Annotated in this window: 11 protein-coding genes and 1 tRNA gene; all 12 read left to right on the top strand. The window is 45.5% G+C overall.

The annotated features are described in order from the left end of the window. The first annotated feature begins 96 nt into the window (after positions 1–96). Positions 97–1,458, top strand: coding sequence for a sll1863 family stress response protein (locus BM202_RS09980; protein WP_093825520.1), 1,362 nt, complete (start codon positions 97–99; stop codon positions 1,456–1,458). Positions 1,459–1,566: 108 nt separating this feature from the next. Then, a complete protein-coding gene (locus BM202_RS09975; RefSeq protein WP_093825518.1) occupies positions 1,567–2,079 on the top strand; it encodes a gamma carbonic anhydrase family protein in 513 nt (170 codons plus the stop codon). 3 nt (positions 2,080–2,082) lie between these two features. Next, positions 2,083–2,700, top strand: a complete 618-nt coding sequence (locus BM202_RS09970) for a HupE/UreJ family protein (protein ID WP_093825516.1) — start codon at positions 2,083–2,085, stop codon at positions 2,698–2,700. Between the two features lie 103 nt (positions 2,701–2,803). Beyond that, complete coding sequence (locus tag BM202_RS09965) at positions 2,804–5,182, top strand: M1 family metallopeptidase (protein WP_093825513.1); 2,379 nt, start codon at positions 2,804–2,806, stop codon at positions 5,180–5,182. 25 nt (positions 5,183–5,207) lie between these two features. Further along, complete coding sequence (locus BM202_RS09960) at positions 5,208–7,610, top strand: M1 family metallopeptidase (RefSeq protein ID WP_093825510.1); 2,403 nt, start codon at positions 5,208–5,210, stop codon at positions 7,608–7,610. A gap of 90 nt (positions 7,611–7,700) precedes the next feature. Then, a tRNA-Pro gene (locus BM202_RS09955) sits at positions 7,701–7,774 on the top strand. A gap of 2,312 nt (positions 7,775–10,086) precedes the next feature. Next, entirely contained in the window at positions 10,087–10,923 is an 837-nt protein-coding gene (locus BM202_RS09945; RefSeq protein WP_093825505.1) for a MotA/TolQ/ExbB proton channel family protein, read from the top strand. A 15-nt stretch (positions 10,924–10,938) separates the two neighbouring features. Further along, positions 10,939–11,565 (top strand): ExbD/TolR family protein, encoded by a 627-nt coding sequence (locus BM202_RS09940; protein ID WP_093825503.1) that lies wholly within the window; start codon positions 10,939–10,941, stop codon positions 11,563–11,565. A 56-nt stretch (positions 11,566–11,621) separates the two neighbouring features. Continuing rightward, on the top strand, positions 11,622–12,158 hold the full coding sequence (locus tag BM202_RS09935; protein WP_093825501.1) for an ExbD/TolR family protein: 537 nt from the start codon (positions 11,622–11,624) through the stop codon (positions 12,156–12,158). 4 nt (positions 12,159–12,162) lie between these two features. Then, a complete protein-coding gene (locus BM202_RS09930; RefSeq protein WP_093825499.1) occupies positions 12,163–12,987 on the top strand; it encodes an energy transducer TonB in 825 nt (274 codons plus the stop codon). Positions 12,988–12,992: 5 nt separating this feature from the next. Continuing rightward, complete coding sequence (locus BM202_RS09925; RefSeq protein WP_093825497.1) at positions 12,993–13,214, top strand: hypothetical protein; 222 nt, start codon at positions 12,993–12,995, stop codon at positions 13,212–13,214. Further along, on the top strand, positions 13,207–14,139 hold the full coding sequence (locus BM202_RS09920) for a PstS family phosphate ABC transporter substrate-binding protein (protein ID WP_093825495.1): 933 nt from the start codon (positions 13,207–13,209) through the stop codon (positions 14,137–14,139). The genes BM202_RS09925 and BM202_RS09920 overlap by 8 nt, the downstream gene beginning before the upstream one ends. Positions 14,140–14,182: the final 43 nt, after the last annotated feature.

Here is a 14,182-nt window from a genome sequence, read left to right as displayed (position 1 = left end):
ACATTTGTTTTGCTCCACTGGTTATACCATTCAAAATGGCGTGAATCCGCTCTTTTAATCTAATTTATTGGTATTTGCCACAAATGATACAACGTTATGAAACGCAAAATATGGGTAGTAGGGGCTTTTTTGGCAGCTACGATTGGTTTATCGTCCTGCGCATCAACTGAGCGCTGGCTCTACGGAAATTCTAAAAATAGCCAGGAGGACATTGTACAACGGGATCGCACAAGCGATACACGCGTGTCGCGGGATCGTGATGATGAGAATGATAACAATTCGTCCAGCCGTAGGAATCGGGATGATCAGCGGATGAGCCGCAACGATTCTCGTGGTAGCTCATACCGCAATCCTTATAGTAATTCATATCGGTCATCAGATGATGATCGCTATAGTTCGTCAAGCCAAATGTCGGGTAGTTCTTACAACAATCCCTACAGGAGCCGGTCGGATGATAGCCGGAGTTCATACAACGATCGCAACGATGACTCCAATGATCGGTACGATAGCCGGTCAAGCAATAGCCGTTATTCTGACAATGACCGGACGTATAACGACCGCGATTCGTACAATGATCGCTATTCTGACAGCCGCAATTCGCACAACGACCGTGATAATGGCCGGTCTAATGACGATAGGGATCGTTATAACAACCGAAATAGTGATCGCCGGAACGATGATCGGAATTCATCCTCTTCCTACAACGACCGGGATAATGACCGCCGACGTAATGACGACAGAGATTCCTACAACGATCGGAACGACAATCGATCGAACAATGACCGGTATTCATCCAATGATCGCTACGATAACCGGAATAATGACCGTCAAAATGACGACCGGAATTCTAACAACGATCGGAACGATAATCGATCGAATAACAACCGGAATTATTCCGACAATAGCCGGAATGACGATCGCAACAGTCGTCAAATGAACGATCGGGATGATCGGGACAATCGCAATAATTCTGACAACCGTCAGGATAATAATCGCTCGGATGATCGTCGGAATAACAACATGGATGATCGGGACAGCCGACGTAATTCATCTGACCAAAACCAGGATAGCCGCGATAACCGGAATAACTCCGACATGCGCGACAATAACCGGAATGATCGGGACAACAACCGCAATAACGATCAATCCAGTAATAACGGAGCAGATAAGGATCGTCGTGATTTAAGCGACCGCATTTCGGAACAGATGGATAAAGTTGACAAACAACTTGATGAGGCCAAAGCCGAAGTGAAGAACGAAAGCCGGAAAGATCGGAGAAAACGGGAAGATAGGGTTAAAGACCTGGAAGACAAACGGAATCAACTATCGGATTCGTATATCAAGGTTCAACGGTCAAGTGCCGATGACTTCGATAAAGTGAAGAAACAAGCAAATAAAGTTGTCGATGATATTTCGGACTCGATTGAGAAGGCTGCCGATAAGATTGACAAAAAATAACCAGCATATTGTTACGTTGAAGGGCTGATTCTCTCGAATCAGCCCTTCTTTTTTTATGTATATACGAACCGAGTATACAAACTATTTGCCTGGGCCTATATTTGTGTTATGGCACTTATTAAATCTGTTCATAATATCCATCCTCAATTTGGCGAGAATTGCTGGTTCGCCGAAAATGCCACAATCATTGGCAACGTAACGATGGGCCGCGATTGCACGGTCTGGTTCAACGCGGTTGTTCGGGGCGACGTTAACTCCATCACCATTGGGGACCGCACCAATATTCAGGACGGAGCGGTTATTCACTGCACCTACCAGAAATACAAAACGACGATTGGTAGTTACGTTTCCATTGCCCACAATGCCATCGTTCATGGGTGTACCCTTGAAGACAATGTGCTGGTTGGGATGGGGGCCATTGTAATGGACGGAGCAGTTATTGGCAAAGGAAGTATTATTGCGGCAGGAGCGATCATCACACAGCATACGGTTGTGCCACCGGGTTCTATTTACGCGGGAAATCCTGGCCGCTTCCTGAAAGCCGTTTCGCCGGAGCAGGAAGAGATTTTCAAACGTACTGCCAACAACTACGTTATGTATGCCAGCTGGTTCAACGAATAGCCTATGGATGAGTTTTTCATTTACCTCCGCTTAGGTTTCGACCACATTACGGACCCAAGAGGGTACGATCATATTTTGTTCGTAATTGCCCTTTGCGCTGTATATACAATCCGACAATGGCGGCAGGTACTCATTCTGGTTACGGCCTTCACAATTGGGCACTCGATTACATTGGCGTTGGCGACCCTGAATCTCATCCATTACAAAACGGATCTGATAGAATTGCTCATCCCAATTACTATTCTTATTACGGCCATCACCAATTTCTTTTTTCAGGAATCCAAAAGCAGGTCGTCGTCAAAGCAGCAGACGTCCAACCGTTCCTGGCGATACGGTCTGGCCTTACTATTTGGCTTGATTCACGGTATGGGGTTTTCCAACTACCTACGAAGTTTGCTGGGGCGTGAAGCCGCTATTGTTAAGCCACTACTGGCGTTTAACATCGGCCTGGAAATTGGTCAGCTGGTTATTGTAGGCCTGATACTATCGCTGGCTTTTGTCCTGCTCGATATACTACGTAGCAGTCGATTACGGTGGACCCTCATCGTGTCTGGAATCGTCGCAGGCATGTCGTTATCACTCATTATCAATAATGAATATTTGAGTGAATTGCTGAAATAAAGCAATTATTTATGAACGAACTGTTTGCCATCCATCATAATAAAATTATTTAAAGACCCTTTTTCGTAACTTTACCCTTTTTATCAACAACTATACGTTAAATATGCAAAAGATAATTTTGCTAGCGACGAGTTTAGCCATTTCAATAGGCTATACACAGGCGCAAACACCAACGCAGCGAGCCAATACGCGTTTTGAGCAGCTTGGTCCGACATTACCCACGCCCAATACGTTCCGGACGGCGTCGGGCGCACCCGGAAAAGATTACTTCCAAAACCGCGCCGACTATGACATCAAAGCCTCTCTTGATGATATTAAGCAGAAAATAACGGCATCTGAAACCGTTACGTATCATAACAACTCGACGGATGCCCTTCCTTATCTCTGGCTACAGTTGGATCAAAATCTGTTCCGGCCCGATGTTATTGGCCGAACTGCTTCCACTAGCAGCATCAGTGCTGAACGGGGTGCTTCTCTCCAACAGATTGACCCGGCCGGATCGCTCAAAGGCAAAGATTACGGACATAAAATTACTTCGGTACAGGATCAGGCAGGCAAACCTTTGAAGTACACCATCAATGAGACGATGATGCGTCTTGACTTGCCGCAGGTTGTAGCACCGGGCAAAACTGTGACATTTTCAATTGACTGGAATTTCCAGATCGTAGATGTTAAGGGAGTAGGCGCTCGGGGAGGATATGAATATTTCCCAAAAGACGGTAACTACATCTACGAAATAGCCCAATGGTTTCCGCGGCTTTGTACGTACAGTGATGTAACCGGCTGGCAAAACAAGCAGTTTTTAGGGCAGGGCGAGTTCACGTTGATCTTTGGCAACTATAAACTAGCCCTGACTGTACCTAACGATCACATTGTTGGCGCAACAGGTGAGTTGCAGAATCCAGCTCAGGTCTTGACTGCTACGCAACAAAAACGCTGGAATGAAGCCAAAGGCAAGGGCGACAAACCCGGCGAAAATCCCGTTGTCATCGTCACGCAGGCCGAAGCCGAAGCCGCTGAAAAAGGAAAACCGACCGGCACAAAAACATGGATTTATAAAGCCGATAATGTTCGTGATTTCTCCTTCGCCACCAGTCGAAAATTCATCTGGGATGCCCTGCAACCTAATGTAGAAGGAAAACGTGTCTGGGCTATGTCTTTGTATCCCAAAGAAGGCAATCCGCTTTGGGGCCAATACTCAACCCGGCTTGTAGCCCACACGCTTCGCTCCTACTCGCGCCGGACAATTGCTTATCCTTATCCAGTAGCCTATTCTGTTCATGGCCCGGTTGGTGGCATGGAATACCCAATGATCAGCTTTAACGGGGCTCGCCCAGAAGCGGACGGTACCTACTCGGTGGGAACCAAAAATGGACTTATCGGGGTAATTATTCATGAAGTTGGTCACAACTTCTTCCCCATGATCGTCAATTCTGATGAACGACAATGGTCCTGGATGGACGAAGGGTTGAATAGCTTTCTTGAAGGATTAGCCTGCCTGGAGTGGGATGCTAATTATCCGGCCCATGTCATCGATCCTCAATATATTGTGCCGTACATGCAGCTCGATTCAAGCCAGCAGGTTCCGATTATGAGTAGTTCGGATAACATTCCCCGTGGTACGTTTGGAGGAAACGCTTATGCCAAACCTGCTACCGCTCTTAACATTCTGCGTGAAACGGTTATGGGCCGTGACCTGTTTGACTACGCTTTCAAAGAGTTTTCTCGTCGGTGGGCGTTCAAAAGTCCTGAACCGGCTGATTTCTTCCGTACCCTGGAAGATGCTTCGGGCGTTGATCTGGATTGGTTCTGGAAGGGCTGGTTCTACGGCGTTCAACCTGTTGATCAGTCGCTCGTAAAAGTTGACTGGTTCCAGGCCAACTCACAAAATCCTGAGATCACCAAAGCCGAAGCCCGTACAGCCGCTCAACGCCGATTGAACACGATCAGCAAACAACGCGATGCCCTAAGTAAAGACCAGAGCGTAGTGGCTGAAGACAGCACGATGCGGGATTTCTACAACCGCTACGATCCCTATGCAGTCACAGAAGAAGACAAGAAAAAGTATCAGGACTATCTAGCCTCCCTATCAGCAGAGGAACGTCTGCTGGCTGAAGCTGGCACTAATTTTTATACAATATCGCTGCAAAACAAAGGCGGAATTCCGATGCCAGTCATCCTTCGTATGGAGTTCGAAGATGGCACGGACTCAGTAGCTCGTTTCCCCGCCGAAATCTGGCGATTCAATGACGTATCGATCAGGAAAGTAATTGCCACTAACAAAAAAGTGAAGCAATGGACGCTCGATCCCTATTACGAAATAGCCGATATTAACACCGCAGACAATTCGTTCCCACCGGTTGCACAACCAACACGTTTCCAATTATTTAAGCAACAGCGTGGCGGAACGGCAGCAGGTCCTAACCCAATGCAGCAACAACGTCAACAGTCACCCGCCAAGCAAGGCAGTGGCAAAAATTAGGTAGCGTCTTAACTTACAACAGACTATGAAAAAAGTAGTATTACTGGCTAGTTTGACCATCTGGTCGTCAGCTTTGCTAGCGCAGGCACCAGCGGCACAAACCCAAAGCGCCAACACGCGCTTTGAACAACTCGGCCCCACATTACCCACGCCCAATACGTTCCGCACGGCGTCGGGAGCACCTGGAAAGGATTATTTCCAAAACCGCGCCGACTATGACATCAAAGTCGAGCTTGACGATGCCAATCAGAAAATCATTGGCTCAGAAACGGTAACGTATCACAACAATTCAACTGACGAGTTACCATTCATCTGGCTCCAGCTCGATCAGAATCTATTTGCGAAAGGTTCTACTGGCAGCGTAACGCGTACGGGCGGGGTCAACGAAAGCGGCATGAGTTTCGCTCAGCTGCAAAATCTAACCTCCGTTCGGGAACGTAGCAGCCAGCAAGCTTCTGACAAATTTGGCTATCATATTACGTCGGTTAAGGATGCTAAATCGGGCACGGTGTTGAAGTACACAATCAACCAAACCATGATGCGTGTTGATCTGCCAGCGGCCATAAAGCCGGGTGGTACGTATTCGTTCAACGTTGACTGGAATTACTTCGTTACTGAATATTACGGTCGCAGTGGTATGGAGTTTTTCGCGAAAGACGGCAACTACAACTACTTCATTGCGCATTGGTTCCCGCGTTTGTGCGCCTACAATGACGTCAACGGCTGGCAGAACAAGCAATTTCTGGGCCAGGGCGAGTTCACCCTTATTTTCGGCAATTATAAGGTTGCAATCACGGCTCCAGGCGATCACATCGTTGGCGCCACGGGCGAGTGTCAGAACTACAAGCAAGTGCTAACCGCTACGCAGCAGAAGCGCATGGCACAAGCTGCTACGTCTAAAAAGCCAATTGTGATCGTGACACAAGACGAAGCCGAAGCCGCTTTGAAAACCAAGCCAACTGATAAAGTAAGTAAGAAAACGTGGGTGTTTGCCGCAACGAACGTGCGCGATTTTGCTTTTGCGAGCAGCCGCCGGTTTATCTGGGATGCGATGCAGACAGATGTTTACGGGGATGGGCATAAAATCTGGTCAATGTCCTATTATGCCAAAGAAGGCAATCCACTTTGGGGGCAATATTCGACTCGCGTAGTGGAGCATACATTGAAATCGTACGGCAATCGTACGATTAAATACCCCTATCCTGTCGCTATTTCTTGTCACGCTACGGCGGGGGGCGGCATGGAATACCCGATGATTTCGTTTAATGGCGGCCGCCCCGAGCCTGACGGTACGTATTCAGAGCAAGTTAAGGCAGGCATGATTGGGGTAATCATCCACGAAGTGGGGCACAACTTCTTCCCCATGATTGTTAACTCCGATGAGCGGCAATGGACCTGGATGGATGAGGGGCTTAATACGTTCTGCCAGTATCTAGCCGAAAAGGAATGGGATTACAATTTCCCAAGCCGTCGGGGAGAGCCTCAGTATATTGTCGATTATATGAAATCAGACAAGTCGGTACTGTCGCCTATTATGACTTCATCTGATAATGTCATTAGTCTCGGCCCCAATGCCTACGCGAAACCGGCGACTGCCCTAAACATATTGCGCGAAACAGTGATGGGTCGCGACCTGTTCGATTACGCCTTTAAAGAATACGCCCGCCGATGGGCCTTCAAATCGCCCGAGCCTGCTGATTTCTTCCGAACTCTGGAAGATGCCTCGGGTGTTGATCTGGATTGGTTCTGGAAAGGCTGGTTTTATGGTGTTGAACCCGTCGATCAGGATTTAGTTGAGGTTGATTGGTTCCAGGTTGATTCAGGCGATCCTGTAGCTACAAAAGCAGCCGCAGCGGCTGAAGCCAAGCGTCGCGCTGGCACTATCAGCAAGCAGCGTGACGCAGCTACGCAAGCGGAGACGGTCGTGGCAAAGGATTCAACAATGAAGGATTTCTACAACAGCTACAACCCTTACGCCGTCACGGATACTGACAAAAAAAGGTACCAGGATTACCTCGCTACGTTAAGTGACGACGAACGTAAATCTCTTGAGAAGAGCAGCGGCACAAACTTCTACACGCTTTCGCTAAAGAACAAAGGGGGCGTTCCTATGCCTGTGATCATTCGGATGCAGTTTGAAGACGGTACAGACTCAGTAGCTCGTTTCCCGGCCGAAATCTGGCGATTCAATGACGTATCGATCAAAAAAGTAATCGCCAGTAGCAAGAAAGTAACGCAATGGACACTCGATCCATATCAGGAGATTGCCGACATCGACGCAGAAAATAACTCATTCCCCCGTGTTGCTCAGCCTACCCGTTTCCAGTTGTTTAAGCAACAGCAGCGCGGGGGCGGTCAAGGGCCAAACCCTATGCAACAACGACGAACCACGCCACCACCTGCTACTCAGGGAAGCGGCAAGAATTAACGGATAATGTACAATGGATAATGATGCGATAGAATTTCCATCATTATCCATTGTACATTATTCATTATACACTACTTTTGCAAACCAATTCGGGATGTAGCGCAGTCCGGTAGCGTGCTTGCATGGGGTGCAAGAGGTCGTGGGTTCGAATCCCGCCTTCCCGACATTAGAAATCAGCCACTTACAAATCTTGTAAGTGGCTGATTTGCTTTCACCTGTAACGTTTAGTATACTTCTATCTAATTAACTACTCTCGTGTGTTTGAATGCTTTTTCTTAATTGCTCTTACCCTATAATGACCAAAGTTTGCACACGCTATCCTCGGAATTAAATATATTTAAAAATGATCCTCTAGATTAGGAGCGTAGAGACAAGCAAAGTTGGAACCTTTGAAAGAGCAGAATAAATTTAAAGCGTTGACCTTAAAGAAGCTTGACGATGGGAAGAACTTGCGAAAGGTAGCTTCTGGGAGCGTCAACCTCTTCCTTACTTATTAATTTACTACACTATCCTTATTAAAACTTTAGTGGTAGTAATCAACTGTTTATACCGGAAATAGAATCAGTGTAAACAGGACAATTTTAATAAAAACAACTAACTTTGGATCTCCTTCATCCTAATTGTATTATTAAATATGAAACAATCCTTTCACGCCCTATTAGAACTATATGTATTTAATGTTGCCACTAACTTTATCGAATCAGCTTCACCAGAGGATCAGAACAGACTAGTCAACCTGCTCAACACGATTGATAAGCCCTTCTTAGATAACGAAAACTATACTGTTTATCCCGAAGAACTTAGTAAAACCCACTTGAATCACATCGGGAAATAGCCATGAGCACAGATTATATTAAGTAATGTTTCAATTCGTATGAAAATTTTATTGAATAGCTATAGATTAATTTGCTACATAACAAGTAATATTTGTTAAAGATCAATTCTCTTTCTTTTAAGAAATCTATATATGACTTATATAAAATTAGTTTATTTTATGATCTAATGTAATATATTTTTAGAGTTGATAATCAGTAAGTTAACCTTGTTTCTTTGGATTTTCCACCTTATTTATAGGCATGGAATCCAAACGGTTAGAGATCGGCGATAAACTGTAATCAGTATACAATTGGAACTTCAAAATAGTAACCATAATAACAGTTACCGACACAGAGGCTCTAAGCGATAGTGGAATAGGAATTGCAAGTAGGACTAAGGCGCTACGGTTTGCCAGAGATTTTACTGATGGTTGTTTAGGTTGTATTGATGGGTTTCCGATCTATCTCAACGAATGGTACCTTGATCTAATCCAGCCTACCCTAACCCAAAGGCTAAGTATACAATCACACTCCTGCATAAGTATCAAATCGTCCATATACTACAATTTCTAAGGGTTATCTATTTCTGATTGGCTATTATCAAACCTAACAATTGCCAAATTTCCTGTTAGGATGGTCAAGCCCAAACAGATTTCTACATTGAGAGAAATAAAGTTCTGTATTAATGAATGTTTTCCACATAACGATTTTCAGCGTCGGTGTAATGAAATCTGAGTTCACTCTTGAACTCATTCCCTGTCTGAGGATACAGGTGGTTTTAAGCGGCTCCGGTGGTATGTAGTCAACTCTTGGTTACACCTAATAACTGTAGCGTACTCATAACTCTTACACTGCTCTTTAAAGGGGCAGTATGGTTAGATAGAGTCACGATGAACTGACGCCATGCTCCTGCTAAAGCTCCGGTCACAAGATAAATCACGGTTAGATAAGCTACAATTTAACTGTTAAGCTTTTTCCTAAGTACGAAGCTACACTGACTGGTTAATGGTTCCGGTTATGTGAACTCTGGTAGGAATTTCTCATACATACGCCCAGATAAAAAGGAGGTTTTCAGGGCTTATCATTCAATATAACAAATACCCAGAGCAGACTTTCGCCGAAATGCTACCCAAGGTCGATTCTTTGTAAAAGGCGGACAGAATTTGGTTAGCATACCAACTTACTCCTTCAATATGGTAGCATTAGCTTCACTATTTATTTTCAATCGACTTATGGAATTCCTCTCCTTCCCGCATCTATCCTAAAAAAGTAACTCCTTCATAGTCTCCGAAAAAGTTATTTTCATCAACCTTAACAATTATTTTATGATCAACGCCCCTCCTTATACATGGTAAACCCGCAGCTTGGCAGTGGAGATTTTGGTGTGACACTTGAGAAACAAGGCTTTACCCTGCTAACTTCTTTATTAAAAATAAGTTAGCAAAGTCAGATATATCCAAGTATTTATTGTTGGATTACAATAAAAGTGAACGATTTGACATAGAGAAATGTATGGTTTTCACCTGAAAACCCATATTTTTGTGAAGGTTTGACGGCATTTCCATTATTTTTTTAGCTGAACAAACCGAAAGAGTCTAAATTTTTCACTTTTTTTACCGGGTAAACCAACTTTTAAATTTTAACCCTACAGTCCAGTTCCAATGAAAACACAAACTCCCTCTCCAGCACCCGCCAAAGCACCGGCACCAAAAAAGTCGTCGTCGAGTGGTCTAAACCCGGCTTTCGTAATTCCGGTTCTGCTGTTAATCGGCATCCTGACGTACATGTTCGTCTTCGGTGATGGCAGCCACTTCCAGGAAGGCGATAACACAAAAGAACCCCTTCCTGGCGACTACTTCGGTACCGTATACAAGGGAGGCTTTATCGTACCAATTCTGTTCACCTGTTTCTTAACGGTATTGGTATTCTCCATCGAGCGGTTCATCACAATTGGTCGCGCTAATGGCTCAGGTTCAATTGACGATTTCGTTCGGAAAGTAAAAGCTCAGCTTGACCGCAATGAAGTGGCAGCGGCTATCCAGGAATGCGATCGCCAGAAAGGTTCGATCGGTAACGTAGTAAAAACTGCCTTAGTGAAGTATCAGCAACTAGCTACCGATACTCAGTTAGACAAAGAGCAGAAACTGGTAGCATTACAGAAAGAAGTGGAAGAAGCCACCACGCTCGAGTTGCCAATGCTGGAAAAAAACTTAACCATCATTGCAACGCTGGCATCGGTTTCGACTCTTATCGCCCTACTTGGTACGGTACTTGGTATGATTCGGGCTTTCGCAGCTATGGGTGCCACAGGTCAACCTGACACAGGTGCGCTTTCAACTGGTATCTCAGAGGCCCTTGTAAACACGGCTCTTGGTATCGGTACAGCAGCTATCGCGACGATCATGTATAGCTACTTCACCAGCCGTATTGACGTATTGACTTACAATATCGATGAAATCGGCTTGAGCATTCAGCAGAATTTCGCAGCTCATTATTAATCTTAACAACAACTCATGCCAGCAGTTAAAGTAAAACGCGCTAGTTCCTCGGTGGATATGACCGCGATGTGCGATGTGGCATTTCTATTGCTGACGTTCTTTATCCTGACGGCCCAGTTCCGGTCGCAGGATGCGGCAGCGATCGAAACCCCCTCATCCATATCGGGCATCAAAGTCCCTGATAGCGATATCATGACCATTGGTCTTGGTCGCGATGGCAAAGTCTATTTCGGGATCGACAATGCGCAAATGCGCATTGCTATGCTGGATAACATTGCGGCAGCGAAGGGAATTACGTTCACAAACAACGAAAAGAAAGAATTTTCGCTGATGTCGAACTTTGGAATACCCATTAATCAGTTAAAGTCGTTCCTGAATCTGCCCAAAGAACAGCAGGCTAAAGTAGTGCAGCCAGGCATACCAACCGATTCGACGGGTGCGGCTCCAACGAATGAACTGAAAGAATGGGTATACAACTCAAGAAAGGCTAATAACAATCTACGAATTGCGTTGAAAGGCGATAATCTTGCCAAATTCCCCGAATTCAAGAACGTATTAGCTACGCTACAAGCGCAGAATATCAATAAATTCAACTTGATTACGGGAACGGAAGCTCCCCCGGCTGGTTGGAAAGCTGATTAAGCACGTAGCGGTTGCAACTCAATTCGATTTTCACCTCGCAAATCTGTTAAGAAAACATGGCAGAAATTAATACTGGCGGTGGTGGTGGTAAGCATGATGGTGGTAAGGTTCGGTCTAAGAAAGCGTCAACCCGTGTGGATATGACGCCAATGGTAGACCTGGGATTTCTCCTTATTACGTTCTTCATTCTGGCTACCACCCTGAGCAAACCATCTTCGATGACGCTCAACGTGCCAGATAAAACAAAACAGGAAGAAACGGAGCCTATTAAGGCGTCCAACGTAATGACAGTCTTTTTGGGGAAAGACAACAAGGCGTATTACATTTTCGGTAAAGCGGCCAACGAAGATCCCGAAGTAAAGACTGTAGGCTATGGTTATGAATTTCGTCAGGCACTTCAGGAAAATGTTAAGAAAGTAGGTGGCGAGAAGTTTGTAGTTGTTATTAAACCAACTAAACTATCGACCTATAAAAACATGGTTGATGTGTTGGACGAAATGGCCATTACCAAACTCAAGCGCTACGCTCTGGTGGATCAGTTGACCCCAGACGAGAAGAAACTGCTCAAAGACAAAGCAAAAATAGACGTATAATACCATGGCAGAATTAGACTCCAAGGCAACGCTCGATGATATCGTGTTTGCCGACCGGAACAGAGCATATGGTGCTTACGATCTTCGGAAAACGTATCCTAGAACTGTAACCCGTGCCCTGATTATTGGTGGCATTCTGTTCACACTAGGCGTACTTACACCGAACATTATAACCGCTTTAACTCCGGAAAAAGAAGAGCAGGCAATGGTTGAGGTGGATTTGATGAAACTTCCACCGCCACCCATTGATCCGAATGAACCGCCACCACCGCCACCACCACCGGTCGAAATGCCGAAAGTGAATACGGTGAAATTCCTGCCGCCGGAAGTAAAACCGGATGAGGAAGTGCCCGAAGAAACGCCACCACCAGCTGTTGAAGAACTGAAGGAAGCTGTTGCTGCTGAAAAAACGCAGGAAGGTGATCCAAATGCAGAGGAAGTCATTGCGGCTCCTGAAGCATCAGCCGCTCCAACGAAAGTAGAGGTAGCTGTTGAAGCCGCTCCCAAAGAAGAGGAAATCTTCACGGTAGTAGAACAACAGCCTGAGTTTACGGGAGGTATGGCCGCACTGGGTCAGTATTTGCAGAAGAACCTTCGCTATCCAGCAGCAGCTCAACGGGCTAACGTATCGGGTCGCGTATTCGTAAGCTTCGTTGTAAATACAGATGGCAGTATTCAGGATGTACAAGTACTGAAGGGGCTGGGCTTCGGCACAGATGAAGAAGCGCAACGGGTAGTGAAAGGGATGCCGAAATGGCGCCCAGGCAAGCAGTCGGGTCGTCCGGTTCGGGTAAAATACAACCTGCCGATCAACTTCACGCTGGAATAATCACTATGCGCGGACAAGATCGAGGTCCAGCGCAGCTAACGCTGTATATTTCAGTGCTGGCTTCGCTGGCGTACTTGGGAGGAGGCATCGCACTGATTGCCTCCTCTCAGTCTTTTGGGATGTTGCCTGAACCGGGTTTACTCCGGTATAGTATGGGCACACTTTTGATCATTTACGGCGCTTTTCGAGCGTATCGGGCCTATCAACGTTTTCAGGAAAATGACTAGTCGTTTTTTGGTTCTTACTGGATTAATATTCGGCCTCGTAGGGTGTGGAAATGATAAACCACCATTAGATAATCCGTCACAAGGTTCCATTGTTATTGCTGCCGACGAATCGTTTCAGCCCTTGGTGACTCAATTAACATCGGCTTATTCAGGCATTTATCCAAATGCCCACTTCAAGGTCGTTTTCAAGCCGGAGCAGCAAGCCATAAATATGATGCTCCATGATAGCGCCAGATTAGTGTTTGCCACGCGCACACTGAAGCCTAATGAAAAAGGTGTACTGGATCAACGAAATATAAAAGGAGCAACCGAAAAAATTGCTACTGACGGCGTAGCGCTCATTATCAATAAGGCGAATACAGACAGTCTTATCACCATGAATGAGTTGCAAAGCGTTTTCGATGGTCAAATAAAACTTTGGGGACAATTAAAAGAGGGAAATCAAACGGGTCCAATAACCTTGGTATTCGATAATAACAATTCCAGTAATCTGGAGTTTGTATTAAAAACCTTTAATGTGAAAAACGTTGCTAACCTGCGCATTTTCACTACGCACTCTAATCGTGAGGTTATTGATTTTGTTCGTAAAAATCCATCAGCGCTGGGTTTCATCGGCGTGAACTGGATTAGTGATAGCGATGAACCATTATCACTCGAATTAGCTAAGGACTTGCGCGTTATGGGTGTATCGGCGAAACCAAATCCAACAAAACGGGACGACTACTTCCAGCCTTTTCAAGAGGATTTAGGTATGCAACGGTATCCATTACGGCGCCCTGTGTATATATTAAGCCGGGAAACACACCCGGGCCTTGGCGGAGGATTGATAAACTACATAGCCCGGGATGCTGGTTCGTTAATTATTGGCAAATTGGGTCTTTGGCCTAGAATACCCTATGATAGAGTAATAAATTTGACGAAATGAGTAAGTTTTTTTGGTTTGAGCATAATTTTTTAGCTTTGTCAAT

The organism is Spirosoma endophyticum (assembly GCF_900112365.1).
Classification (GTDB): Bacteria; Bacteroidota; Bacteroidia; order Cytophagales; family Spirosomataceae; genus Spirosoma; species Spirosoma endophyticum.
Note: the sequence above shows the minus strand (reverse complement) of the source record. Positions and strands in the feature narration are given on the sequence as shown.

What these genes read in the sequence shown, in the direction of transcription:
- BM202_RS09965 (WP_093825513.1), top strand. Translation starts at nt 2,804, where the DNA reads ATGCAAAAGATAATTTTGCTAGCGACGAGTTTAGCCATTTCAATAGGC.
- BM202_RS09970 (WP_093825516.1), top strand. Translation starts at nt 2,083, where the DNA reads ATGGATGAGTTTTTCATTTACCTCCGCTTAGGTTTCGACCACATTACG.
- BM202_RS09925 (WP_093825497.1), top strand. Translation starts at nt 12,993, where the DNA reads ATGCGCGGACAAGATCGAGGTCCAGCGCAGCTAACGCTGTATATTTCA.
- BM202_RS09960 (WP_093825510.1), top strand. Translation starts at nt 5,208, where the DNA reads ATGAAAAAAGTAGTATTACTGGCTAGTTTGACCATCTGGTCGTCAGCT.
- BM202_RS09980 (WP_093825520.1), top strand. Translation starts at nt 97, where the DNA reads ATGAAACGCAAAATATGGGTAGTAGGGGCTTTTTTGGCAGCTACGATT.
- BM202_RS09945 (WP_093825505.1), top strand. Translation starts at nt 10,087, where the DNA reads ATGAAAACACAAACTCCCTCTCCAGCACCCGCCAAAGCACCGGCACCA.
- BM202_RS09975 (WP_093825518.1), top strand. Translation starts at nt 1,567, where the DNA reads ATGGCACTTATTAAATCTGTTCATAATATCCATCCTCAATTTGGCGAG.
- BM202_RS09920 (WP_093825495.1), top strand. Translation starts at nt 13,207, where the DNA reads ATGACTAGTCGTTTTTTGGTTCTTACTGGATTAATATTCGGCCTCGTA.
- BM202_RS09935 (WP_093825501.1), top strand. Translation starts at nt 11,622, where the DNA reads ATGGCAGAAATTAATACTGGCGGTGGTGGTGGTAAGCATGATGGTGGT.
- BM202_RS09930 (WP_093825499.1), top strand. Translation starts at nt 12,163, where the DNA reads ATGGCAGAATTAGACTCCAAGGCAACGCTCGATGATATCGTGTTTGCC.
- BM202_RS09940 (WP_093825503.1), top strand. Translation starts at nt 10,939, where the DNA reads ATGCCAGCAGTTAAAGTAAAACGCGCTAGTTCCTCGGTGGATATGACC.